25 protein-coding genes are annotated in these 23,425 nt (G+C 75.1%); 18 read left to right on the top strand and 7 right to left on the bottom strand.

Features of this window, described 5'->3' with window-relative positions:
* The first annotated feature begins 21 nt into the window (after positions 1-21).
* The 5 genes from CRP39_RS07540 to tsaE are packed head-to-tail and all read left to right on the top strand — an operon-like array spanning position 22 to position 4,907.
* A complete protein-coding gene (locus tag CRP39_RS07540; RefSeq protein WP_097205884.1) occupies positions 22-1,485 on the top strand; it encodes an NAD(P)H-hydrate dehydratase in 1,464 nt (487 codons plus the stop codon).
* Complete coding sequence (gene alr, locus CRP39_RS07545) at positions 1,482-2,618, top strand: alanine racemase (protein WP_097205732.1); 1,137 nt, start codon at positions 1,482-1,484, stop codon at positions 2,616-2,618. Before CRP39_RS07540 ends, alr begins: the two co-directional genes overlap by 4 nt.
* The gene (locus tag CRP39_RS07550) at positions 2,618-3,835 is read left to right on the top strand and encodes an alpha/beta fold hydrolase (RefSeq protein ID WP_097205733.1); all 1,218 of its coding nucleotides are present in this window, start codon (positions 2,618-2,620) and stop codon (positions 3,833-3,835) included. The genes alr and CRP39_RS07550 overlap by 1 nt, the downstream gene beginning before the upstream one ends.
* A complete protein-coding gene (locus CRP39_RS07555; protein ID WP_097205734.1) occupies positions 3,832-4,461 on the top strand; it encodes a uracil-DNA glycosylase in 630 nt (209 codons plus the stop codon). The genes CRP39_RS07550 and CRP39_RS07555 overlap by 4 nt, the downstream gene beginning before the upstream one ends.
* Entirely contained in the window at positions 4,458-4,907 is a 450-nt protein-coding gene (tsaE, locus tag CRP39_RS07560; RefSeq protein ID WP_097205735.1) for a tRNA (adenosine(37)-N6)-threonylcarbamoyltransferase complex ATPase subunit type 1 TsaE, read from the top strand. The genes CRP39_RS07555 and tsaE overlap by 4 nt, the downstream gene beginning before the upstream one ends.
* An 8-nt stretch (positions 4,908-4,915) precedes the next feature.
* Here the strand turns inward: tsaE and CRP39_RS07565 are convergent, their stop codons facing one another.
* Positions 4,916-5,596 (bottom strand): alpha/beta hydrolase, encoded by a 681-nt coding sequence (locus tag CRP39_RS07565; RefSeq protein ID WP_097205736.1) that lies wholly within the window; start codon positions 5,594-5,596, stop codon positions 4,916-4,918.
* Between the two features lie 121 nt (positions 5,597-5,717).
* Here CRP39_RS07565 and tsaB point away from each other — a divergent pair, with 121 nt between their 5' ends.
* The 3 genes from tsaB to tsaD are packed head-to-tail and all read left to right on the top strand — an operon-like array spanning position 5,718 to position 7,845.
* Positions 5,718-6,371: a tRNA (adenosine(37)-N6)-threonylcarbamoyltransferase complex dimerization subunit type 1 TsaB gene (gene tsaB, locus CRP39_RS07570; RefSeq protein WP_097205737.1), complete on the top strand. Its 654-nt coding sequence runs from the start codon at positions 5,718-5,720 to the stop codon at positions 6,369-6,371.
* On the top strand, positions 6,368-6,814 hold the full coding sequence (rimI, locus tag CRP39_RS07575) for a ribosomal protein S18-alanine N-acetyltransferase (RefSeq protein ID WP_097205738.1): 447 nt from the start codon (positions 6,368-6,370) through the stop codon (positions 6,812-6,814). The genes tsaB and rimI overlap by 4 nt, the downstream gene beginning before the upstream one ends.
* Positions 6,811-7,845 (top strand): tRNA (adenosine(37)-N6)-threonylcarbamoyltransferase complex transferase subunit TsaD, encoded by a 1,035-nt coding sequence (gene tsaD / locus CRP39_RS07580; RefSeq protein WP_097205739.1) that lies wholly within the window; start codon positions 6,811-6,813, stop codon positions 7,843-7,845. The genes rimI and tsaD overlap by 4 nt, the downstream gene beginning before the upstream one ends.
* Positions 7,846-7,879: 34 nt before the next feature.
* Here the strand turns inward: tsaD and CRP39_RS07585 are convergent, their stop codons facing one another.
* Positions 7,880-9,103 carry a class I SAM-dependent methyltransferase gene (locus CRP39_RS07585; protein WP_097205885.1) on the bottom strand — a complete coding sequence of 408 codons (1,224 nt, stop codon included), beginning with the start codon at positions 9,101-9,103 and terminating at the stop codon, positions 7,880-7,882.
* Positions 9,104-9,289: 186 nt separating this feature from the next.
* Between CRP39_RS07585 and groES the strand changes: the two genes are divergently transcribed.
* Both groES and groL read left to right on the top strand, forming a co-directional pair.
* Positions 9,290-9,598: a co-chaperone GroES gene (groES, locus tag CRP39_RS07590; RefSeq protein WP_097205740.1), complete on the top strand. Its 309-nt coding sequence runs from the start codon at positions 9,290-9,292 to the stop codon at positions 9,596-9,598.
* A 158-nt stretch (positions 9,599-9,756) separates the two neighbouring features.
* Positions 9,757-11,400: a chaperonin GroEL gene (gene groL / locus CRP39_RS07595; RefSeq protein ID WP_097205741.1), complete on the top strand. Its 1,644-nt coding sequence runs from the start codon at positions 9,757-9,759 to the stop codon at positions 11,398-11,400.
* Between the two features lie 177 nt (positions 11,401-11,577).
* On the opposite strand, the gene CRP39_RS07600 is transcribed toward groL, so the two are convergent.
* Complete coding sequence (locus CRP39_RS07600; RefSeq protein ID WP_097205742.1) at positions 11,578-11,877, bottom strand: WhiB family transcriptional regulator; 300 nt, start codon at positions 11,875-11,877, stop codon at positions 11,578-11,580.
* 340 nt (positions 11,878-12,217) lie between these two features.
* Between CRP39_RS07600 and CRP39_RS07605 the strand changes: the two genes are divergently transcribed.
* The gene (locus CRP39_RS07605; protein ID WP_097205743.1) at positions 12,218-12,967 is read left to right on the top strand and encodes a LuxR family transcriptional regulator; all 750 of its coding nucleotides are present in this window, start codon (positions 12,218-12,220) and stop codon (positions 12,965-12,967) included.
* A 233-nt stretch (positions 12,968-13,200) separates the two neighbouring features.
* Here the strand turns inward: CRP39_RS07605 and CRP39_RS07610 are convergent, their stop codons facing one another.
* A complete protein-coding gene (locus CRP39_RS07610) occupies positions 13,201-13,602 on the bottom strand; it encodes a DUF5319 family protein (RefSeq protein WP_097205886.1) in 402 nt (133 codons plus the stop codon).
* A 122-nt stretch (positions 13,603-13,724) separates the two neighbouring features.
* Here CRP39_RS07610 and guaB point away from each other — a divergent pair, with 122 nt between their 5' ends.
* The 4 genes from guaB to CRP39_RS07630 are packed head-to-tail and all read left to right on the top strand — an operon-like array spanning position 13,725 to position 18,593.
* Entirely contained in the window at positions 13,725-15,245 is a 1,521-nt protein-coding gene (guaB, locus tag CRP39_RS07615) for an IMP dehydrogenase (RefSeq protein WP_097205744.1), read from the top strand.
* Positions 15,246-15,250: 5 nt separating this feature from the next.
* Positions 15,251-16,402 carry a GuaB3 family IMP dehydrogenase-related protein gene (locus tag CRP39_RS07620; RefSeq protein ID WP_097205745.1) on the top strand — a complete coding sequence of 384 codons (1,152 nt, stop codon included), beginning with the start codon at positions 15,251-15,253 and terminating at the stop codon, positions 16,400-16,402.
* Positions 16,402-17,964, top strand: a complete 1,563-nt coding sequence (gene guaA, locus CRP39_RS07625) for a glutamine-hydrolyzing GMP synthase (protein WP_097205746.1) — start codon at positions 16,402-16,404, stop codon at positions 17,962-17,964. Before CRP39_RS07620 ends, guaA begins: the two co-directional genes overlap by 1 nt.
* Positions 17,965-18,008: 44 nt before the next feature.
* Entirely contained in the window at positions 18,009-18,593 is a 585-nt protein-coding gene (locus tag CRP39_RS07630; protein WP_097205747.1) for a dienelactone hydrolase family protein, read from the top strand.
* Between the two features lie 69 nt (positions 18,594-18,662).
* On the opposite strand, the gene CRP39_RS07635 is transcribed toward CRP39_RS07630, so the two are convergent.
* Together CRP39_RS07635 and CRP39_RS07640 are read right to left on the bottom strand one after the other, a co-directional pair.
* Positions 18,663-18,959 carry a hypothetical protein gene (locus CRP39_RS07635; RefSeq protein ID WP_097205748.1) on the bottom strand — a complete coding sequence of 99 codons (297 nt, stop codon included), beginning with the start codon at positions 18,957-18,959 and terminating at the stop codon, positions 18,663-18,665.
* A complete protein-coding gene (locus CRP39_RS07640) occupies positions 18,952-19,881 on the bottom strand; it encodes a PspC domain-containing protein (RefSeq protein WP_097205749.1) in 930 nt (309 codons plus the stop codon). The genes CRP39_RS07635 and CRP39_RS07640 overlap by 8 nt, the downstream gene beginning before the upstream one ends.
* A 123-nt stretch (positions 19,882-20,004) precedes the next feature.
* Here CRP39_RS07640 and CRP39_RS07645 point away from each other — a divergent pair, with 123 nt between their 5' ends.
* From CRP39_RS07645 to CRP39_RS07655, 3 genes are all read left to right on the top strand, one after another.
* Entirely contained in the window at positions 20,005-21,183 is a 1,179-nt protein-coding gene (locus tag CRP39_RS07645; protein WP_097205750.1) for an ATP-binding protein, read from the top strand.
* Positions 21,180-21,869 (top strand): response regulator, encoded by a 690-nt coding sequence (locus tag CRP39_RS07650; protein WP_097205751.1) that lies wholly within the window; start codon positions 21,180-21,182, stop codon positions 21,867-21,869. Before CRP39_RS07645 ends, CRP39_RS07650 begins: the two co-directional genes overlap by 4 nt.
* A 203-nt stretch (positions 21,870-22,072) precedes the next feature.
* Entirely contained in the window at positions 22,073-22,627 is a 555-nt protein-coding gene (locus CRP39_RS07655; RefSeq protein WP_216359641.1) for a hypothetical protein, read from the top strand.
* A 53-nt stretch (positions 22,628-22,680) separates the two neighbouring features.
* Here the strand turns inward: CRP39_RS07655 and CRP39_RS07660 are convergent, their stop codons facing one another.
* Positions 22,681-23,415, bottom strand: a complete 735-nt coding sequence (locus CRP39_RS07660) for a PIG-L deacetylase family protein (RefSeq protein WP_097205752.1) — start codon at positions 23,413-23,415, stop codon at positions 22,681-22,683.
* Positions 23,416-23,425: the final 10 nt, after the last annotated feature.

Raw genomic sequence — 23,425 nt, forward strand, 5'->3', positions numbered from 1 at the left:
CTCACGTGGCGAGGCGGCCTCGTGATCGGTCTGTACACCGCCGACGAGGTGCGAGCGGCGGAGGCGCCGCTGCTGGCCGCCACCCGCGAGGGCGTGCTGATGCAGCGGGCGGCCACCGGCCTGGCGACGGCCTGCCTGGGGCTGCTGGGCCGCGCGCACGGTGCCCGGGTCACCGCGCTCGTGGGCGCCGGCAACAACGGCGGGGACGCGCTGTTCGCCGGGGCGCAGCTGGCCCGGCGCGGCGCCCGGGTGATCGCCGTCCTGCTGGACGCCGAGCGCGCGCACCCGGCCGGCCTGGCGGCGCTGCGGGCCGCCGGTGGCCGGGTCACCGGTCCGGAGGGGGCCACCGGACTGGACCGGGCGGAGCTGGTCCTCGACGGGATCGTCGGCATCGGCGGCGCCGGCGCGCTGCGGCCCGCGGCCGCGGCACTGGTCGAGCGGGCGGTGGCCGGACCGGGGCTCCTGGTCGCGGTCGACGTCCCCAGCGGGGTGGACGCGAGCACCGGCGCCGTCACCGGGGCCGCCGTCCCGGCCCAGCACACCGTCACCTTCGGCGCGGTCAAGGCCGGGCTGGTGGTGGGGGAGGGGCGCCGCCACGCCGGCGTCGTCCACCTGGTGGACATCGGCCTGGGCGCGCACCTGCCGGCGCCGTCGGTCCGGCAGCTCACCGACGCCGACGCGGCCGCCCGCATCCGGCCGCCGGCCGCGGAGGACGACAAGTACTCCCAGGGCGTGGTCGGCATCGTCGCGGGCTCCGCGGCCTACCCGGGCGCCGGCGTCCTGTGCACCGGGGCGGCGCTGCGGACCCGGCCGGGACTGGTCCGCTACGCCGGGACGGCGGCCGACGGCGTACGGGCCGCCTGGCCCGAGGTGATCGTCACCGCCGGCCGGCCCGCCGAGGCCGGGCGGGTGCAGGCGTGGGTCGTGGGCCCGGGCATGGGCACCGACGACGACGCCCGCGGCGTCCTGGCCGAGGTGCTGGCGACGGACCTGCCGGTGCTGGTCGACGCCGACGCCCTGACGATGGCCGCGCAGCAGCCCGAGCTCGTGCGGGGCCGCGGCGCGCCCACGGTGCTGACCCCGCACGACCGGGAGTTCGCCCGGTTCGGGTACGAGGTGGGTCCGGACCGGATCGGGGCCGCCCGCCGGCTGGCCGTCGACCTGGGCGCCGTCGTCCTGCTCAAGGGCGAGGCCACCGTCGTCGCCGCGCCCGACGGGAGCGCGTTCGTCAACGGCACCGGCACCCCGTGGCTCGCCACGGCCGGCACCGGCGACGTGCTCTCCGGCATCGGCGGGGCGCTGCTGGCCACGGGCCTGCCCGCGGTCGAGGCGGCCGCGGTCGCGGCGCACGTGCACGGACGCGCCGGGCAGGTGGCCGCCGAGGCGGGGCCGCTGGTCGCCGGCGACCTGGTCCGCCGGCTGCCCGCGACGCTGGCCCGCCTGCACCGGTCGCCCCGCGGCGGCCTGGGAGACTCGGGGGCGTGACGAACGGAGCCCGTGCGGAAGTCGTCGTCGACCTCGATGTGATCGCCGCCAACACCGCGGTGCTGCGCGAGCGGGTCGGCCGGCCGCTGATGGCGGTGGTCAAGGCCGACGGCTACGGGCACGGCCTGGTCCCCGCCGCGCGGGCGGCGCTCGCCGGTGGCGCCGACGCGCTCGGCGTGGCGGTCCTGGAGGAGGCCCTGGCGCTGCGTGCCGCCGGCGTCGACGCGCCCGTGCTGGCCTGGCTCAACGGCCCCGGGGAGGACTTCGTGGCCGCGCTCCGAGCCGACGTCGAGGTCTCGGTCAACGCCGTCTGGGGGCTGGCGGAGGTCGTGGCCGCCGCCCGGGCCACGGGCCGCACCGCCCGCCTGCACCTGAAGGTCGACACCGGGCTGTCCCGGGGTGGGGCGACTCCGGAGCAGTGGCCCGACCTCGTGGCCGCCGCCGCGCGTGCGCAGGCCGACGGCGACGTCGAGGTCGTGGGGCTGTGGAGCCACCTGGCCTACGCCGACGCGCCGACGCACCCGACGATCGGGTTGCAGGTGGGCGTGTTCGAGCAGGCCGTGGCCGTGGCCCGGGACGCCGGCCTCACCGACGCCCGGCGGCACCTGGCCAACTCCGCGGCGACCGTGGCGCTGCCGGACACCTGGTTCGACATGGTCCGCCCCGGTGTCGCCCTCTACGGGTTGGACCCGCTGGGCGGCGACCCGGCCGCGCACGGGCTGCGCCCGGCGATGACCGTGCAGGCGCGGGTGATGCTCACCAAGCGGGTGCCCGGCGGTGTCGGCGTCTCCTACGGGCACACCTACTCGCCGCCGGCGGAGACCACCCTGGCCGTGGTGCCGGTGGGCTACGCCGACGGCGTGCCCCGGGCCGGCGGCAACCGGGCGCCGGTGCTGGCCGGTGGCCGGCAGCGGACGATCGCCGGGCGGGTGTGCATGGACCAGTTCGTGCTGGACGTCGGCGACGACCCGGTGGCCCCTGGCGACCCGGTCGTCCTCTGGGGCCCGGGCGTGGACGGCGAGCCGACCGCGCAGCAGTGGGCGGACGCGGTCGAGACCATCCACTACGAGCTGGTCGCCCGGATCGGCGGCCGGTTCGTGCGCCGCCACGTCGGCTCGGCGGGGGCTGTCTGATGGCGGCGAAGCACCCCGTCCGGAAGCACCCGGGGAAGGGCCACCCGGCCAGGCGTTCCCCGGTCGCGGGGCTGGCCACCCACCGCGCGGGCGTCGTGGGCGCGGTGCTCGGGCTGGCCGCGGCCGGCACCGCCGTCGGGGTCGCCGTCAGCCGGGCCGCGACGCGGCGGGTCGTCGCCGAGCGACTGGGCTCCGCCGCTGGCCTGCTCCCGGGGCGCACGGACGCCGAGCTGCGCGAGGACGACCCGCTCGGTGCCGAGTCCCGGCCGGCGGACCGCACCGCGCTGGTGCAGGCCGACGACGGCGTGCTGCTGCACGTCGAGGAGGTCGGTCCCGCCGACGCGCCGCTGACGCTGGTCTTCGTGCACGGCTACACGCTGTCGATGGCGTCGTGGACGTTCCAGCGGCGGTCGCTGGCCGCCGAGCTGGCCACCGCCAACGGTTCGCGGCCGAAGGCGCGGCTGGTCTTCTACGACCAGCGCGGCCACGGCGCCTCCGGGCGGGGTGCGCCCGAGAACTCCACGATGGAGCAGCTGGGTCGCGACCTCGCGCGGGTCCTCCAGACGCGGGTGCCGCGCGGCCCCGTGGTGCTGGTCGGGCACTCGATGGGCGGCATGACCGTCATGGCCCTGGCGGCCCTGCGACCGGAGCTCTTCGGCGACCGGGTCGTCGCCGCGGCGCTGGTGAGCACCTCGTCGGGCAACCTCGCCGACCTCGACTTCGGCCTGCCCGAGCTGCTCACCCGCGTCCGCGCGGCGGTGTTCCCCGTCGCGGCGTTCACGATGCGCCGGCGTCCGGCCCTCGCCGAGCGCACCCGCAAGCTGGCCGCCGACCTGATCTCGCACGTGACGTGGTCGCTGTCGTTCGGCTCACGCGACGTCGACCCGGCCCTGGGGCGCTACGTCGACTCGATGATCGCCGGCACGCCGGTCGAGGTGATCGCGGAGTTCTACCCGGCGCTGGCCGGCCTGGACGAGACGGCGTCCCTGGAGCCGTTGCGGTCCGTCCCGACCCTGGTGCTCACCGGAGACCGGGACAAGCTCATCCCCAGCGAGCACAGCGACCTGATCGTGGAGCGGTTGGCGGACGCTGAGTACGTGGTCGTGCCCGGGGCCGGGCACATGGTGCTGCTGGAGAGGCCGGACGAGGTGACCGGGGCGCTGTCGGCGCTGCTGCGCCGGGTGGTCGCCGAGCAGCCGGCCGTGTCGGGCCGATGAGCCGACCCCGTCCGCCCCGGTTCGACGCCGCCGCCGAGGAGGTGGCCCGGGTGGCCGCCGCCGCGCCGGACTGGGAGTCGCTGGCGGCCGCCGCGCGGCCCTGCGTCGCCTGCCCGGAGCTGGCCGCCACCCGCGAGCACGTCGTGGTCGGCGACATCCCGGTCGGCGGGCGCCCCCGGCTCGCCCTGGTCGGTGAGGCGCCGGGCGCGCAGGAGGACGCGACCGGCCGGCCGTTCGTCGGGCGGTCCGGCGCGCTGCTCGACGAGCTGCTCGCCGAGGCCGGGCTGGACCGCGCGCAGGCCGCCGTGCTCAACGTGGTGAAGTGCCGCCCGCCGGGCAACCGGACGCCGAAGGCGCCGGAGGTGGCCCGCTGCAGCGGCTGGCTGCGCCGCCAGCTGGCGCTGCTGGACCCGCCGGTGGTCGTGGCGCTGGGCCTGTCGTCGGCCAAGTGGTTCCTCGGGCCCCGCACGGTGCTGGGCGAGGTCCGCGGGCGGCCGCACGACGTCGAGGGGCGGGCCGTCTGGGCCACCTACCACCCGTCGGCGGCGATCCGGTTCGGGCCCAACGGGGCGCCACGAGCCGGGCTGCTGGCCGACCTGACCGCCGTCGCGGGGAGCCTGACGTGAGGCGCGAGCACGTGCTGCCCACCCCGGAGGACACCCGCGCCCTGGGCGCGGCGCTGGCCGGCGTGGCGCGCGCCGGTGACCTGGTGGTGCTGGTCGGCCCGCTCGGGGCCGGCAAGACCGCGCTCACCCAGGGCATCGGGGCGGCCCTGGGGGTGCGGGAGCCGGTCACCTCGCCCACCTTCGTGATCGCCCGGGTGCACCGGGGCGGCCGGCTGCCGCTGGTGCACGTGGACGCCTACCGGCTGGGCAGCGTCGCCGACGTCGACGACCTGGACCTCGACGCCTCGACAGAGGAGTCGGTGACGGTGGTCGAGTGGGGCCAGGGGCTGGTCGAGCGGCTGGCCGACGAGCACCTCGAGGTGCGGCTGGACCGCCGCGACGACGACGTCCGGACGGCGCTGCTCGTGCCGCACGGCCCCGGCTGGGAGCAGCGGCTCAGCGGCTGACCGGCGGCTCAGCCGGCCCGGTCGACGATCGGCCGCAGCAGCCCGGCCAGCTCCGCCGGGTGCGACAGGAACGGCGAGTGCCCCGCGTCCATCCGCAGCACCTCGCCGGCCCGCGCGGACATCGCCTCCTGGGCGACGACGGGGATCGCCTGGTCCTGCTCGCAGACGACGTACGTGCTGGGCACCGACCGCCAGGCGACGTTGGTGAGCGGCTGCTCGGCCGACGCCCTCGACTGCAGACCGAGGCGCGCGACCGCGGACTCCGTCAGCTCGGGGGCGACCCCGTTGTAGAAGACCTGCTCGGGCGAGCGGACAGCGATGGCGGGCCCGGTGGCCTCCCACCACGGCGGTCCCTCCCCGCCGACGCTGCCGAGCAGGGAGTCGCCCTCGTCGAGCTGGAACGCGCACAGGTACACCAGGTGCGCGACGCCGCTGTCGGCGCGGACCGCCTCGGTGACCACCGCGCCGCCGTAGGAGTGCCCCACGACGACGACCGGACCCTCGATCCCCGCCAGCGCGGCGCGGACGGCGTCGGCGTCGTCGTAGAGCCCGCCGAGGGCCGCCGGGTCGGTGCCGACGCTGGGCAGGTCCACGGTGCGCACCGCCACGCCGCCGAGCGCGCCCGTCAGCCGCTCCCAGCACCAGGAGCCGTGCCAGGCGCCGTGGACGAGCAGCAGGGTGGCGGGCATGGAGCAGGGTCCTCTCGATCGGGGGCAGGGGAGCGCGGTGCAGTGGACCACGACCGTCCCGGCTCCGGGGCCGGCGATCGGCCCCGAGGTGCCTGCCGGCGCTCACCTACGCTGAGGAGTCGTGCTGGTCCTCGCCCTCGACACCGCCACGCCGACGCTTGTCGCCGGTCTCGCCCGGTGGTCCCCGGACGGCGGACCGGAGGTGCTGGCCGAGCGCACGGTGCCCTCCGGGAACCGGCACGCCGAGCTGCTCACCGTCGCGGTCACCGAGGTGCTGGCCGAGGCCGGCCGCGCGGTGACCGACCTCGACGCCGTGGTGACCGGACTGGGGCCCGGGCCGTTCACCGGGCTGCGGGTCGGCGTGGTCACCGCCGCCGCCCTGGCCGACGCCCGCGGGGTGCCCGCCGTCGGCGTCTGCTCGCTCGACGCGGTCGGGTCCGGGGCCCGCACCGTGGTCACCGACGCGCGGCGCAAGGAGGTCTACTGGGCCGCCTACGGCGCCGACGGCGCGCGCACCGACGGGCCTGGCGTGGTGCGCCCCGAGGAGCTCGCCGTCCAGGGGCCGGTGGTCGGCGACCCGCGGTTCGCCGAGCGGCTGGGCGCGCCGGTCACCCCGGCCGACGTGACGACGGCGGGGCTGCTCCGGGCCGCGGCCGCGCAGCTCGTCGACCCGTCGGCCCTGTCGTCCACCACCCACCCCGCGCTGGTGCCGCTGTACCTGCGCCGCCCCGACGCCGTCCCGCCGACCTCCTTCAAGCCCGCGACGAGCGCATGAGCGCGCGGCTGCGACCCATGCGGCTCGGCGATCTCGAGGCCGTCCTGCAGCTGGAGGAGGAGCTGTTCGCCCCCGACACGTGGACGGCGGCGATGTACCGCGACGAGCTCTCCCGCACCGACACCCGTCACTACCTGGTGGCCGAGGACGGCGACCGCGTCGTCGGCTACGCGGGGCTCATCGCCTACGACGACGAGGCGCACGTGGCCACCATCGGGGTGGCCGGCGACCGGCAGGGCGAGGGCATCGGGGCGCAGCTGCTGGACGCGTTGCTCGCCGAGGCCGACCGGCGCAGCCCGGTGGTGCTGCTCGAGGTGCGGGCCGACAACGAGGTCGCCCAGGGCCTCTACCGGCGCCGCGGGTTCACCGAGGTCGGCCGACGCAGGGGCTACTACCAACCGAGCGGCGCGGACGCCGTGGTGATGAAACGGGAGAAGCTGTGAGTGAGCCGCTCGTACTGGGGTTCGAGACCTCGTGCGACGAGACCGGCGTCGGCCTGGTCCGCGGGCAGACGCTGCTGTCCGACGCCCTGGCCACGTCGATGGCCGAGCACGAGCGCTTCGGCGGGGTCGTGCCGGAGATCGCCTCCCGGGCGCACCTGGAGGCGATGGTGCCCACCGTGCACCGCGCCCTGGCCGAGGCGGGCGTGCATGCCTCCGACGTCGACGCCGTCGCGGTGACCGCCGGGCCGGGGCTCACCGGCGCGCTGCTGGTCGGGCTGGCCGCCGCCAAGGCCTACGCCCTGGCGCTGGGCAAGCCGCTGTACGGCGTCAACCACCTGGCCGCGCACGTCGCCGTCGACGAGCTGCAGCACGGCCGCCTGGCCGAGCCGTCGATGGCGCTGCTGGTCTCCGGCGGGCACAGCTCGCTGCTGCTGGTGCCGGACCTCGCCCGTGAGGTGCAGTCGCTGGGCCGCACCATCGACGACGCGGCCGGCGAGGCCTTCGACAAGGTGGCCCGCGTGCTCGGCCTGCCGTTCCCCGGCGGGCCGCCGATCGACCGGGCCGCGCGCGAGGGTGACCCCGCGGCCATCGACTTCCCGCGCGGGCTCACCGGCCCCCGCGACGCCCCCTACGACTTCTCGTTCTCGGGCCTGAAGACCGCCGTCGCCCGGTGGGTGGAGGCCCGTCAGCGGGCGGGGGAGCCGGTGCCGGTCGCCGACGTCGCAGCGTCGTTCCAGGAGGCGGTCGCCGACGTGCTGACGAGGAAGGCCGTCCGCGCCTGCAAGGACCACGGCGTCGACCACCTGGTGCTCGGCGGTGGGGTCGCGGCCAACTCCCGGCTGCGCGCGCTGGCCGAGGAACGCTGCGCGAGGGCCGGCATCGTGCTGCGGGTGCCCAGCCCCCGGCTGTGCACCGACAACGGCGCGATGGTGGCCGCGCTGGGCTCCCGGCTGGTGGCTGCGGGGGTCGCGCCGTCGGCCCCGGACATCGGCGCGGACAGCTCCCTGCCGATCGACGTCGTCACCCGCTGAGCCCCTGAGGGGCAGAAATGGCCATTCCTGCCCCTCAGGGCACGTCGCACACCAGGGCGGTGGGGCGGCCGCCGACCCGGGTGACGACGACGACCGCCGTCCCGTCGCCCGGTCCGCGCAGCTGCCGGGCCAGCTGCTCCGGCTCGATCGGTGACCCCCGCTTCTTCACGACCACCCGCCCGACCCCGCGGGCCCGCAGCAGCGCCCTGAGCTTCTTGAGGTTGAACGGCAGCACCTCGTCGACCCGGTACGAGGAGACCCACGGGGAGCCGGCGGGGGAGTCCGAGGTCAGGTAGGCGATCGTCGGGTCGACCAGCGTGGCGCCCAGGTTGGCGCCGACCAGCGACACCAGCCCCGACCGGATCACCGCCGGGTCCGGTTCGTGCAGCCAGCCGCGCACCGGGCCCACCGGGGCGGGGCCGGGGTCGGTGTCCGCGGTCAGCTCGAGCACCTCGGCGCCGTGCACGAGCGCGGCGCGGCGCCACGTCGTCGACACCGCCCGTCCCCAGAGCAGCGCCTCGACGATCGAGCCGCCGGCCGACACCCACTCCGCCTCGACGCCGGCCGGCACCCGGTCGTGCTCCAGACCGGGCGCCACCTTCACCACCGCGTGGGGCACGGCGTCGAGCAGGGTGGTCACCGCCGACCACGGCGGCGACCACCGGTCGGGGTCCAGTTGCCGCCGTCCGGCCGCCCGCCGGGCGGGGTCCAGGACGGCGGCGGTGCACCCGGCCACCGCGCCGTCGCCGGCACGGGCCACCAGGTCGACGACGTCGGCGTCGACCACCGTGACCCGGTCGGCGACGCCCAGCGCGGCGGCGTTGGCGGCGGTCAGCTCCCGGGCCAGCGGATCCCGGTCGACGGCGACCACAGGGGCGCCGGCCCGGGCGAGCGCCACGGTGTCGGTGCCGGACGCGCAGCCCAGGTCCGCGGCCGGGTGCGCCGCCCCGTCCAGCAGCCGCTCCGCCCGCCGGGCCGCCAGCGCGGGCCGGCCGGCCTGCTCCAGGGTGTCCGCGGTGAGGAACAGGACGTCGGCGTCAGCGCCGAACACCGGTCGCGCCCGCGCCCGCAGCCGGGCCAGCTCCCACGCCGGGCCGGCGTGCTCCGCACCGACCTCGGCGCGCAGCCGTCCGAGACCGGTCAGCAGGTCCGCGCCACCGGCCAGCAGCTGCGCCGCCCGGGCGGCCGCGGCGGCGCCCTCCGGGGTCCGCAGCCATCTGAGCTGCGCGAGCGCGTCCGGAGCGGGCTCGACGGGCACGACGACAGCGTGCCGCACCGGTGCGTCGCCCGGTCCGGGGACCCGGTTGAGTGGCTGGCACTCCCCTGGGTAGAGTGCCAATCGACACGGGCAGGCGCCTGACCCCCGCGACGGCAGGCCGGGCCCCGTGCCACAGCATCAGCACCAACCCACCAGCCGTCCGACACCGAAGGGGGCGTCACCGACGTGACGACCGCTACCAAGGTCACCATCAAGCCGCTGGAGGACCGCGTCGTGGTCCAGGCCAACGAGGCCGAGACCACGACCGCCTCCGGCCTGGTCATCCCGGACACCGCCAAGGAGAAGCCCCAGGAGGGCACCGTCGTCGCCGTGGGCCCCGGCCGCGTCGACGACAACGGCAACCGCGTCCCGCTCGACGTCAAGGTCGGCGACGTGGTCATCTACTCCAAGTACGGCGGCACCGAGGTCAAGTACGCCGGCGAGGAGTACCTCGTGCTCTCCGCCCGCGACCTGCTCGCCGTCGTGGAGAAGTAAGAGGACCCCGTCCTCCCCACCCCTCGCGGGCTCGGGGGCGGTGCCCTGGACGGGGCCGCACCCGCGCTCTGCAAGGGGCCTCCGACCGCCCCGGGCGACCCGAACTCGGGTCCCGGGGCGGTCGTCTTTCGCCCTGCACTGACTGATCGGAAGGGCCCATGGCCAAGATCATCAAGTTCAACGAGGACGCCCGCCGCGCGCTCGAGCGTGGTGTGGACAAGCTGGCCGACGCGGTCAAGGTGACCCTCGGCCCGCGTGGTCGCAACGTCGTCCTCGACAAGAAGTTCGGCGCGCCCACCATCACCAACGACGGCGTCACCATCGCCCGCGAGGTCGACCTCGAGGACCCGTACGAGAACCTCGGCGCCCAGCTGGCCAAGAACGTCGCCACCAAGACCAACGACGTCGCCGGTGACGGCACCACCACCGCCACGGTGCTGGCGCAGGCCCTGGTCCACGAGGGCATGCGCAACGTCGCCGCGGGCGCCGGCCCGATGGCGCTGGGCACCGGCATGCGCGCCGCCGCCGAGGCCGTCTCGAAGGCCCTCGACGAGGTGGCCATCCCGGTCTCCGACCAGGCCTCCATCGCCGGTGTCGCGACGATCTCCGCGCAGGACGCCGAGGTCGGCCGGCTCATCGGCGAGGCGATGGAGAAGGTCGGCAAGGACGGCGTCATCACCGTCGAGGAGAGCAACACCCTCTCCACCGAGCTCGACGTGACCGAGGGCGTGCAGTTCGACAAGGGCTACCTGTCGCCCTACTTCGTCACCGACCAGGAGGCGATGGAGGCCGTCCTCGACGACGCCCTCGTCCTGCTGGTCAGCGGCAAGATCAGCGCCCTGGCCGACCTGCTGCCGCTGCTGGAGAAGGTGCTGTCCACCGGTGCCCGGCCGCTGCTCATCGTCGCCGAGGACGTCGAGGGCGAGGCGCTGTCCACCCTCGTCGTCAACTCCATCCGGAAGACGATCAAGGTCGTCGCCGTGAAGTCGCCGTACTTCGGCGACCGCCGCAAGGCGTTCATGACCGACCTCGCCGTCGTCACCGGCGGTCAGGTGGTCAGCGAGGACGTCGGCCTCAAGCTCGACCAGGTCGGCCTCGAGGTCCTCGGCACCGCCCGCCGGGTCACCGTCGACAAGGACAACACCACGATCGTGGACGGCGGCGGCACGTCGCAGGCCATCGGTGACCGGGTCGCCCAGATCCGGCGCGAGATCGAGGCGACCGACTCCGACTGGGACCGCGAGAAGCTGCAGGAGCGGCTGGCCAAGCTCGCCGGCGGCATCGGCGTGATCCGCGTCGGCGCGGCCACCGAGGTCGAGATGAAGGAGAAGAAGCACCGCATCGAGGACGCCATCTCCGCCACCCGGGCCGCGGTGGAGGAGGGCGTCGTCCCCGGTGGTGGTTCGGCGCTGGTGCACGCGGCCGCCGCGATCGACTCCCTCGGCCTCTCCGGTGACGAGCTGACCGGCGCCCGCGCCGTCCGCTCGGCCCTCGACGCGCCGCTGGTGCGGATCGCCGAGAACGCCGGGTTCGAGGGGCGGGTCGTCGTCGCCAAGGTGCGTGAGGCCGGCAAGGGCACGGGCTTCAACGCCGCGACCGGCGAGTACGGCGACCTGGCCGCCCAGGGCGTCATCGACCCGGTCAAGGTCACCAAGGCCGCCCTCGGCAACGCCGTCTCGATCGCCGCGATGGTGCTGACCACCGACTCCGCCGTCGTCGAGGCTCCCGAGGAGGCGCACGACCACGCCGGCGCCGGGCACCACACCCACGGTCACTCGCACGGCCACGGGCACAGCCACTGAGCCCGACGCGCCTGTGTTGATCATCGGCATGTGGCGGGGCGCGCCGGCGTGTCCAGCAGCCACATGCCGATGATCAACACCTGAGAGCGCCCGCACACGCCGAGAGGGCCGGTCCAGCAACTGCTGGACCGGCCCTCTCGGCGTCTCTGGTGGCCTCCCCGCAGGGAGGTCCTTCGGTCAGACCCCGGCGGCGACCGCGGCCGGCTCCGCGGCGATGAGCCGGGCGCGCTCCTCCTCGCTCATGCCGCCCCACACGCCGTACGGCTCGCGGACCGACAGGGCGTGCTTCAGGCACGCGTCGATGACGGGGCAGCCGGCGCACACGGCCTTCGCGGCCGCCTGACGCCGGGCCCGGGCGGGGCCGCGCTCACCGTCGGGGTGGAAGAACAGGGCCGTGCTCTCGCCACGGCAGGCTCCGTGCAACTGCCAGTCCCAGACCTCGGCAACGGGGGTGGGGAGTCGGCGGATGTCGGCCATGAAGGTCCTCCTCGGCTCGGTGCGAGCCGGAGGGGGCGGTCCGGCTGCATGGGGCCCGGTGCCCGAGGCCTCCGCGGGTCAAACACACCCGGACCCCGCATTTTCACGGCTCCCGTCTCCCCCCGCTGGGTGAGAGGCGCTGTCGCCATTCCCCGTGCTCGATCAAGGTGGCTGCAGGTCGTGCCGAACTCCGGCGTGGGACACCCCGCGGAGCACCGGTTCGACCGACAGCGACGGCGGGGTCCCCGGGTGGGGTCTCCCGCCCGAGCGACACCCGGCCGGGGGATCCGGGCGGTGGGACCCGGCCGGCACCGTGCGGCCGGGAGAGCGAGGAGCAGGCGTGATCGACGACAGGATGCGCGGCCCGGGCCACGGGACGACGACCGTGTGGGTCTACGACGAGCGTCGGCGGGTCCGCGACGACATCGCGGGCCGGCTGGTGGCGCTGCCGTTCGTGGGGCGGGTGGAGGTCGTGGGCGACGCCGCCGCCCTCATGTCCCGGCTGGCCACCCGGCTGCCCGACGTGCTGCTCGTCGGCACCCAGCGGGCGCTGGACTCCGGCCTGACCGTCGCCACCCAGGCGCTGCGTGCGCACCCCCGGCTGCCCGTCCTCGTGCTGGGCGCGCCGGACGACGCCGAGAGCGTGCGGGCCGCGGTCGCCGTCGGTGCGCGCGGCTACCTGCGCTGGGACGCCACGGCCCTGGAGATGGGCCTGGGGCTGTCCCGGGTCGGCCTGCGGGTCGACGGTCGGGGTGCGGCGCCCGCCATCCCGCACCAGCCGGTGCCGTTGGCCTCGGTCGGCGCGGCCACCGGAGCCCCCGCGTGGAGCGGTGCCACCCCGCTTGCCGGGGCCACCCCCACGACGGTGCGCTCGACCGTGCGCGAGCCCGCCCCGGTCAGCCTGTCGATGCGCGAGATGCAGGTGCTCACCGGCATGAGCCAGGGCAAGAGCAACGCCCAGATCGGCCGGGAGCTCTACCTGTCCGAGGACACCATCAAGACCCACGCCCGCCGGCTGTTCCGCAAGCTGGGCGCGAAGGACCGCGCCGAGGCGGTGGCCACCGGCTTCCGCCGCGGCATGATGCAGTGACGTCGCGGTCGGTCCCGACCGCGCGATGACGAGAGCCCCCGACGTACAGGTCGGGGGCTCTCGTCGTCTTCGGCAGTGCCGCAGACCCGCCTGGGAGGCTCGGCCGGGGACGGCCGCCAGCCGGGTCGACCGATCGCGGGGCCCGGAGGGTCCCCGATCGGGACACGGGCAGCGGCTCAACGGGAGCCGGGAACGGCACCTGGCCGCGGTGCGGTCCGGAGAACCGCAGTGACTCAGTCGTCGCGGGCGTGCTTGCCGCCGCGGCCGGTGCCGCCGGGCTCCTCGCGCTCGGCCATGGCCGCGATCCCGTCGGCGTACCCGCTGGCGTAGTCCCAGCTGACGTAGTCGTCGGGGTCGGGGTCGAACGGCGGCTCGTGGCGGCCGGTCTGCCCCTCCTCGAGGAGCTGGCGCAGGTTGGCCTGCATGAGCGCCCAGTCGACGTGGTGTTCCTCGTCGCAGTCGGGGCAGTCCACGACGATGCCCTTGATGCCGGTCGGTTCCAGGAGGGTGCGGAACACCTCCAGTTCGGCGAGGTCGTCCAGGACGCCGGCCCGCTCCTCCATGGTCAGCGGCGGCGGACCTGGCTGGTCGGCGGGCCCGAAGTCAGGCCCGGAGGCGTCGTCCCACGTACTCACGGCCTCCACGGTAGTGGCCTGACGGGCATCACATCGAGCGCGCGGGCCCGCCGCCTACGATCGGGAGGAGGCTCCCGCGCGCCCACCAGGGCGCCGGCCGATCCGGAGGGGTGGCGGCTTCGATGCAGCCCGACGAGTTCGTTCCCGAGCTGCCGGCGAAGTTCGCGCCGCTCGGGCTGACCTACGACGACGTCCTGCTGATCCCCGGTGCGTCCGACGTCGTCCCGGCCGAGGTGGACACCAGCAGCCGGCTCACGCGCGGGATCCGGCTGGCCGTGCCGCTGGTCTCCAGCGCGATGGACACCGTCACCGAGGCGCGGATGGCGATCGCCATGGCCCGCGCGGGCGGCATCGGCGTCCTGCACCGCAACCTCGCCGCGGAGGAGCAGGCCGGTCAGGTCGACCTCGTGAAGCGCTCCGAGGCCGGCATGGTGACCAACCCGGTCACCTGCTCGCCGGACAACACGCTGGCCGAGGTGGACGCGCTGTCGGCGCGCTACCGCATCTCCGGTGCCCCCGTGGTCGACGCCGACGGCGTGCTGGTGGGGATCGTCACCAACCGCGACATGCGGTTCGAGACCGACCAGTCGGTGCTGGTCCAGGACGTCATGACGCCGATGCCGCTGGTGACCGCCCCGGTGGGCGTCGACCCCGACACCGCGCTGGCCCTGCTGCGCAAGAACAAGATCGAGAAGCTGCCGCTGGTGGACGACGCCGGCCGGCTGCGCGGGCTGATCACCGTCAAGGACTTCGTCAAGCGCGACCAGTACCCCAACGCCACCAAGGACGTCGACGGCCGGCTGATGGTCGGTGCGGCGCTGGGCGTCGGCGAGGACGCCTACAAGCGGGCCGGGCTCCTGGTCGACGCCGGGGTGGACGTGCTCGTCGTCGACACTGCGCACGGTCACCAGCGCGCGGTGCTGGACATGGTCGCCCGCGTCAAGGAGGACTTCGCGAACGTCGGCCACGGCGTGCAGGTGGTGGGCGGCAACGTCGCCACCCGCGCCGGTGCGCAGGCGCTGATCGACGCCGGGGTGGACGCGGTCAAGGTCGGCGTCGGGCCGGGCTCGATCTGCACCACGCGGGTGGTCGCCGGCGTCGGCGTCCCGCAGGTCACCGCCATCTACGAGGCCGCGCTCGCCGCCCGGCCGGCGGGCGTCCCCGTCATCGCCGACGGTGGGCTGCAGTACTCCGGCGACATCGCCAAGGCCCTGGTGGCGGGCGCGTCCACGGTGATGATCGGCGGGCTGTTCGCCGGCGTCGAGGAGGCGCCCGGCGAGCTGGTGTTCGTCAACGGCAAGCAGTACAAGACCTACCGCGGCATGGGGTCGCTGGGCGCGATGCAGAAGCGCGGCAACCAGTCCTACAGCCGCGACCGCTACTTCGCCGACGACGTCCTCTCCGACGACAAGCTCGTCCCCGAGGGCATCGAGGGCCAGGTGCCCTACCGCGGCCCGCTGGCCGGCGTGGCCCACCAGCTCGTCGGCGGCCTGCGCGCCTCGATGGGCTACGCGGGTGCGCAGACCGTCGAGGACCTGCAGGACCGCGGACAGCTGACCCGTATCACCTCCGCCGGGCTGGTCGAGAGCCATCCGCACGACATCCAGATGACAGTCGAAGCACCCAACTACCGGGGTCGGTGACCGGAATGCCCACGCGTGACACCGTCGAGATCGGGCTGAACCGCTTCGCCCGCCGCGGCTACGACCTCGACGAGGTCTCGATCGTGCCGTCCCGGCGCACCCGGGACGTCGACGACGTCTCGACCGCCTGGCAGATCGACGCCTTCCGGTTCGACATCCCGCTGGTGACCAGCCCCTCGGACGCCGTCGTCAGCCCGGCCACGGCGATCGCCGTCGGCCAGGCCGGTGGCCTGGGCGTGCTCAACGCCGAGGGGCTGTGGACCCGGTACGACGACCCCACCCCGGCCTACCGCCGCATCCGCGAGGCCGCCCCCGAGGGCGCGCCGCCGGTGTCGGTGCTGCAGGACGTGTACTGCGAGCCGGTGAAGCCGGACCTGATCACCGCGCGGATCAAGGAGATGCGCGACGCGGGTGTGACCACCGCGGTCCGGGTCTCCCCGCAGCACACCCAGCAGCTGGCGCCCGCGGTGCTGGCGGCCGGCGTGGACCTGCTGGTCATCCAGGGCACGATCGTCTCCGCGGAGCACGTGACGAGCCAGGGCGACGCGCTCAACCTCAAGGAGTTCATCGCCGACCTCGACGTCCCGGTGATCGTCGGTGGCGCGGCGAACTACCAGACCGCGCTGCACCTCATGCGCACCGGCGCGGCCGGTGTGATCGTCGGCGTGGGCGCCGACAGCTTCTCCACCGGTGACACCGTGATGGGCGTGCGGGTGCCCCTGGCCAGCGCGATCGTCGATGCCGCGGCGGCCCGCCGCGACTACCTGGACGAGACCGGCGGCCGGTACGTGCACGTGATCGCCAACGGCCGGATCGAGACCAGCGGCGCCATCGCCCGCGCCCTCGCCTGCGGTGCCGACGCCGTCCAGGTGGGCGAGCCGCTGCGGACCGCGGCCGAGGCGCCCGGCGGCGGCATCTGGTGGGACTCGGTGGCCGCGCACCCGCGGCTGCCGCGCGGCGGGGCGTCGCCGGCGGTGTCCCCGGCGGGGTCGCTGCAGCAGGTGCTGCTCGGCCCGGCGGAGGCCGCCGACGGGCGGACCAACCTGTTCGGGGCGCTGGCGCGCACCATGGCGAAGACCGGCTACCGCGACCTCAAGGAGTTCCAGCGGGTCGACCTGGTCATCGGGGGCCACGAGTCCCCCACGCAGGACCACTGATGGACTTCCCGACCGTCCTGGTCGTCGACTTCGGCGCCCAGTACGCGCAGCTGATCGCCCGCCGGATCCGCGAGGCCGGCGTCTACTCCGAGATCGTGCCCTCCGACGTCCCGGCCGAGGAGATCGTCGCCCGCAAGCCGGCGGCGATCGTGCTGTCCGGTGGGCCGTCGAGCGTCTACGCCGAGGGTGCCCCGCAGGTCGACCCGACGCTGTTCGAGGCCGGCGTCCCGGCGTTCGGCATCTGCTACGGCTTCCAGGCGATGGCGCAGAGCCTCGGCGGGACGGTCGCGCACACCGGCGACCGCGAGTACGGCGGCACCCCGCTGACGGTCACCACGCAGGGCCGGCTGTTCGGCGCGCTGCCGGTCGAGCAGTCGGTGTGGATGAGCCACGGGGACGCCGTCAGCACCGCGCCCCCCGGGTTCACCGTCACCGCCACCTCCACGGGGGCGCCGGTGGCGGCCTTCGAGGACGTCGACCGCAAGCTCGCCGGCGTCCAGTTCCACCCCGAGGTGCGGCACACCGCGCACGGGCAGACGGTGCTCGAGCACTTCCTGTTCGACATCGCCGGGCTGGAGCCGACCTGGACGATGGCCAACGTCGTCGAGGAGCAGGTCGAGCGGATCCGTGCCCAGGTGGGTGACCGCCGGGCACTGTGCGCGCTGTCCGGCGGCGTGGACTCCGCGGTCGCCGCCGCGCTCGTGCAGCGTGCGATCGGGGACCGGCTGACCTGCGTCTACGTCGACCACGGGCTGATGCGCGCGGGCGAGACCGAGCAGATCGAGCGGGACTTCGTCGCCGTGACCGGTGCCGATCTGCGGGTGGTCGACGCCCGTGACCAGTTCCTCGACGCGCTGGCCGGGATGAGCGACCCGGAGCAGAAGCGCAAGGTCATCGGGCGGGAGTTCATCCGCGTCTTCGAGCGGGCCGCGCTCGACGTCGTCGCCGATGCCGAGGCGCACGGGGAGACGGTGGACTTCCTCGTGCAGGGGACGCTGTACCCCGACGTCGTCGAGTCCGGCGGCGGCACCGGGACGGCGAACATCAAGAGCCACCACAACGTCGGCGGGCTGCCCGAGGACCTCACCTTCACCCTCGTCGAGCCGCTGCGGACGCTGTTCAAGGACGAGGTCCGCGAGGTGGGCCTGCAGCTCGGCCTGCCCGAGTCGCTGGTGTGGCGGCAGCCGTTCCCCGGCCCGGGGCTGGGCATCCGCATCGTCGGTGAGGTCACCCGGGAACGGCTCGACGTGCTGCGCAAGGCCGACGCGATCGCCCGCGCCGAGCTCACCGCGGCGGGCCTGGACCGCGAGATCTGGCAGTGCCCCGTGGTGCTGCTGGCCGACGTCCGGTCGGTCGGCGTCCAGGGCGACGGACGCACGTACGGGCACCCCGTCGTGCTGCGGCCGGTCTCCAGCGAGGACGCCATGACCGCCGACTGGACCCGGCTGCCCTACGACGTGCTGGCCCGGATCTCCACCCGGATCACCAACGAGGTGGCCGAGGTCAACCGGGTCGTCCTCGACGTCACCAGCAAGCCGCCGGGCACCATCGAGTGGGAGTGAGCCGGGACCGCCCGGTGTCGTAGGGAACGGGCAGGCTCCGGGGCATGGCCACGATCGCGCTCTTCCACTCCGCCCTCGGCGTCCGCCCCGGGATCACCGACGCCGCCGACCGCCTGCGGGCCGCCGGTCACGACGTGCTCGTCGTCGACCAGTACGGCGGGCGGGCCTTCGACGACTACGCCGAGGCCAGCGCGTACGTCGAGGAGGTCGGCTTCCCGGCGCTCATGCAGGCCGCGCTGGACGGCGTCGGGGAGCTGCCCGACGGCTTCGTCGCGGCCGGCTTCTCCAACGGCGCGGGGATGGCCGAGTACGTGGCCACGCAGCGGCGCTGCGCCGGTGCGCTGCTCTTCTCCGGCGCGTTGCCGCTCGCGGTCATGGGCGTCCCGGGGTGGCCCGCCGGCGTGCCCGTGCAGATCCACCACGGCGAGCGCGACCCGTTCCGCCACCAGGAGTGGCTCGACGCCTTCGTGGCCGAGGTGCGCAGTGGCGGGGGAGAGGTCGAGCTCGTCGAGTACCCGGTCGCCGGCCACCTGTTCACCGACCCGAGCCTCCCCGCGGAGTTCGACGCGACCGCCGCCGAGGCGCTGTGGGAGCGGGCGCTGGCGTTCTGCGACCGCGTCACCAGCTGACGACGGCAGCGGGCCCGGGGAGCCGATCCGCTCCCCGGGCCCGCTGCCCGCTGCACCCCTCCCGTGGCGTCAGCCCCGCCTGCGGCGGGCCTTGCGCACCTCGCTGACCAGCAGGGCCACTCCGGCACCGATGAGCACCAGCCAGAGCAGCCCGCCGTCGTCGAACAGGCTGAACGGGAAGACCGCGCCGAACATCAGGGAGATGGCCAGGACCACGAACACCAGTCCGGGCACCAGCGCGGTGAGGTCGACACCCCGGCGCGCGGGCGGCGGGGGCGGGGCCTCGATCGCCAGCGGGGTCACGTCCCCGAAGGCGTGTTCCTGCCAGGCGGTGGGCGTCGTCGGGAACTCGCTGTAGTCAGGCACGGGACACCTCCACGTCGCCGATACCGGCGTTGATGGTCAGGACGATCTCGGGCTCGTCGTCGCCGGTCCACCCGGCCGAGCCGAGCCCGCGGTGGAAGCCCTCGACGGCGCTCCCGTCGAAGACGTCGACGTTGCCGAGGCCGCTGTCGACGCTGACCCGGACGTCGGCCGAGCGGGGCACGAGGACGTCCACGTCACCCACGCCGGCGTCGATCCGCGTGGTGATCGGCCCGTCGAGGCCGGCGAGGTCGACGTCGGTCAGGTCGAGCACCGCATCGCCCATGCCCAGGTGGTACTCGGCGCGGACGTCCTCGGCGGTCGCCGGGCGGTACGTGCGGTCCCCGATGCCGCCGTCCACGTTGTGCCACGGCTCGTTCGCGACCGCGATGAGCGCCAGGGAGAGCACGGCGCCGAGGGCGATCAGGCCGCCCTTGGCCCGGCGACCGCCGGTGAACGCGGCGGCGACCAGCCCGAGCCCGACGACCAGCAGGGCCGACCCGAGGATCCACCGCGGGCCGATCGACCAGTCGGTGAACCGGCTGATGAGGACCAGCGTGCCGGCCACGATGAGCAGCCCGGCCAGCGTCGTCCCCGGGATGGGCGAACGCGGCTCGGCCGGTGCCTTGACCCGCGCGGCGACGGCGTCGTCCCGCGGACCGGCCGACATGAACAGCCACAGCAGCAGGTAGACGGGGATGCCGGGGCCGGCCAGGGCCAGGGCGACGAAGCCGACCCGCCAGAGCAGCGCGTCGATGCCGGTGTACTCGGCCAGTCCGCCGGAGACGCCGCCGATGACCTTGTCGGTGCGGCTGCGCCGCAGCGGCGGGCGGACCGGCGGGCCCGGCGGCGGGTACTCGGCCGCCGGCGGGTCGAACGGCGGTGGCGCGGGAGGGATGGGGGGAGGAGGTGGTGCCGATGTCATGCCATGAGAGTGCGGCGCACGGTGGCCCCGCGACATCAGGGAAGGCCCCCAATCGACCCTGGTCCGGTACTCCAGGGTGATCACCGGTGTGAGACGGCGTCGCGCGGTGCGACGATCGACAGCGTGACGACGACTGCCCTCGTGCCGCAGCGCCCGCCGCTGGCGCGCCCGCAGTCGGGGCGGCTGCTGGCCGGTGTCGCGGTGGGGACGGCGGTCCACCTGAAGCTGGACCCGCTCGTCGTCCGCATCGTCTTCGTGGTGCTCGCCGTCACCGGTGTCGGCGTCATCGCCTACGCGTTGCTGTGGTTCTTCATGCCCGTCACGGACGTCGACGTGGTGCCCGAGGCCACCGACGCGGACACCGAGCCCAGCCGCCGGCAGGCGCTCGGGCTGACCCTGCTGGGGTTCGGGGCACTCATCCTGGTGACCAACCTGGCCACCTGGGGCAACAGCGACCTCGTCGTCCCGCTGGTCCTGGTCGGCGCCGGGCTGGCGGTCATCTGGCGGCAGCTGGACACCGACCGCACCCTGGCCCGGCCCGGGGTGCCGTGGGTGCTGGCCGGCGGCATCGCCCTCGGCGTGGTCGGCGTGGTGCTGCTGCTGGCCACGACCGGTCAGCTGGCCAACGCCCGCAACGGCTTCGCCGCGACCCTGGTCATCCTCGTCGGCCTCGTCCTGGCCACCGCCCCGCTGTGGCGGCGTCTGCTCGCCTCGCGGGAGGCCGAACGCACCGCGCGGGTCCGCTCGGAGGAGCGGGCCGCCGTCGCCGCCCACCTGCACGACTCCGTGCTGCAGACGCTGGCGCTGATCCAGCGCCACGCCGAGGACCCCAAGGCGGTGGCCCGGCTGGCGCGCAGCCAGGAGCGCGAGCTGCGGACCTGGCTCTACGAGCCGGAGAAGGCGGCCGGGGGCACCTGGGCGGCGCTGGTCTCCGGCATGGTGGCCGAGGTGGAGGCCGACCACGCGCTGACCGTCGAGTCGGTGGTGGTCGGGGACACGCCGGTCGACGACGCGCTCGCCGCCCTGGGCGCGGCCACCAAGGAGGCCCTCGTCAACGCGGCCAAGCACTCCGGCGCGACGTCGGCGGACCTGTACACCGAGGTGACCCCGCAGCGGGTGGAGGTCTTCGTCCGCGACCGGGGCGCCGGGTTCGACCCGGGCGCCGTGCCGGCCGACCGGCGCGGGCTGCGGGACTCCGTCACCGGACGGCTGTCCCGGGTGGGTGGGACGGCGACGGTGCGTTCCGCGCCGGGAGAGGGGACCGAGGTCGAGATGTACCTGCCGAGGGAGGAGGCCGCGTGACCTCGGGTGAGGCCGTGGAGGCGCCGGCGAGGCCGCGCGTCTTCCTCGTCGACGACCACGCCATGGTCCGCTCGGGCGTGCGCACCGAGCTGGGCGACGCCGTGACCGTCGTGGGGGAGGCCGCCGACGTCGCAGGCGCGGTCGACGGCATCCGGTCGACCGTGCCCGACGTCGTGCTGCTCGACGTCCATCTGCCTGGTGGCGGCGGGCACGCGGTGCTCGAGACGCTGCGCGCCGAGCTGCCGACGGTGCGCTGGCTGGCGCTGTCGGTGTCCGACGCCGCCGAGGACGTCATCGCCGTCATCCGGGCCGGCGCCCGCGGGTACGTCACCAAGACCATCTCCGGGCCGGACCTGCTCGACGCGGTCCACCGGGTCGCCGACGGGGACGTGGTGTTCAGCCCGCGGCTGGCCGGCTTCGTGCTCGACGCGTTCGCCGCGACGTCGGCGTCCGCCCCGGCCCCGTCGGAGGACCCGGCGACCGATCCCGGGCTGGACCTGCTCAGCGCCCGCGAGCGGGAGGTCATGCAGCTGCTGGCCCGCGGCTACACCTACCGGGAGATCGGCTCGCGGCTGTTCATCTCGGTGAAGACGGTCGAGTCCCACGCGTCCAACGTGCTGCGCAAGCTCCAGCTGTCCAACCGCAACGAGCTCACCCGCTGGGCGGCGACCAACCGCCTGCTCTGAGGTCGCCCGAGCCCGAGACGGGAGAGGACGGCGGGGCCGCCCTCGCATGACGTGTTCTGCGGCGGGAGATGTCGGCCGGTCCGGCCGACCCGCCGGATGTGGCCCACGTCACGCGAGGGGTGTCACGACGTCTTCGGTGTGGGTCCCGGGAACCGGGGCCCGCGTCGCACCCGACGCCGGTACAGCACTGAGGACGTCACCACATGAATGCACAAGAGCACGTCACCGCGTCCACTCGTGACGCGGAGCGGACACCCCCTCGCCTCCACCGCAGGATCCTCGCGCTGGTCGTCAGCTTCGCAGTGGTCAGCGTCCTGGGCATGGCGGCCGGGGGTGCGGCGGCGGCCGCACCGCCGGCAGCCGCCCTCGAGCAGGCGGTCACCGGGACGGTCAACGGTGTCGCGACCGAGGGGACTCTCGACATCCAGCGGTTCGTCGTGGAGGACGGCGCCCTGCAGGCGGTGGGGACCCTCACCGGCTTCGGCCCGGCTCCGTTGGACGTCACCTGGCCGGTCGACCTCAACCAGACCACCGGCACGTGCGAGATCCTCAACCTCGTGCTCGGGCCATTGGACCTGGATCTGCTGGGCCTCGTGATCCACCTGGACCAGGTCGTCCTGACGATCACCGCCGAGCAGGGGCCGGGCAACCTGCTGGGCAACCTGCTGTGCGCCATCGCCGGGCTGCTCGACGGACCGGGCAACCCGCTGGGTGGGATCGCAGCGCTGCTGAACCGGATCCTCGCCATCCTCGGCTGACCTCCGGCGCGTTGGGCGGTGCCCCCGGCCTCCCGGCCGGGGGCACCGCTGCGTCAGCCCGTGTGCACCACGTGGAAGCCCTCGCCCAGGCGGCCCTCGGGCAGGCCGAGGCGGCGGCCGGTCTCCCGCATCCAGCCGGTCACGAACTCCTCGAGGTCGTCGAGGTGGCCGACCTGGCTGACGTGGCTCGTGAGTGCGGCGAACTTGAGTTCCAGCACGTCGGTGACGTCGACGACGTGGTCGGCGCGCGGGCTGGCGGTCAGCCAGACCTCCTCGACCGTCCACGCCTCCAGCCCCTCCTCGGCGAGCAGCTCGGGGAAGGCGAAGGGGTTGCGGGCGTCGGGGTAGACCGCCCGCAGCGTCGACTCACCGACGGTCATGTGGTCGGGGTGGCTGGCGGCGACCCGCTCCCAGAACCGCTCCGGGGAGCTGGTCAGCACCCGCTGCGGCCGGACCTGCCGGATCACCCGGCTGATGTCGCGCCGCAGGTCCAGGGTCAGCTCCAGCCGCCCGTCGGGGTAGCCGAGGAACCGGACGTCGGACACGCCGACCGCCTTGGCCGCCGCCTCCTGCTCGGCGCGCCGCAGCGGGCCCATCTGGTCGCGGGGGGTGTCGTCGAAACCGCCGGCGTCGCCGTCGGTGACGATGAGGTAGGTGACCTCGGTGCCGGCCGCGGTCCACGTGGCGACGGTCCCGGAGCTGCCGAAGTCGATGTCGTCGGGGTGGGCGAGCACGCACAGGACGCGCTCGACGTGCTGGGAGGGCTGTCGCGGTTCAGGCGGGGGCACTCGTGGGAGC

Origin of the sequence: Geodermatophilus sabuli (assembly GCF_900215145.1) — a bacterium.
Taxonomy (GTDB): Bacteria; Actinomycetota; Actinomycetes; order Mycobacteriales; family Geodermatophilaceae; genus Geodermatophilus; species Geodermatophilus sabuli.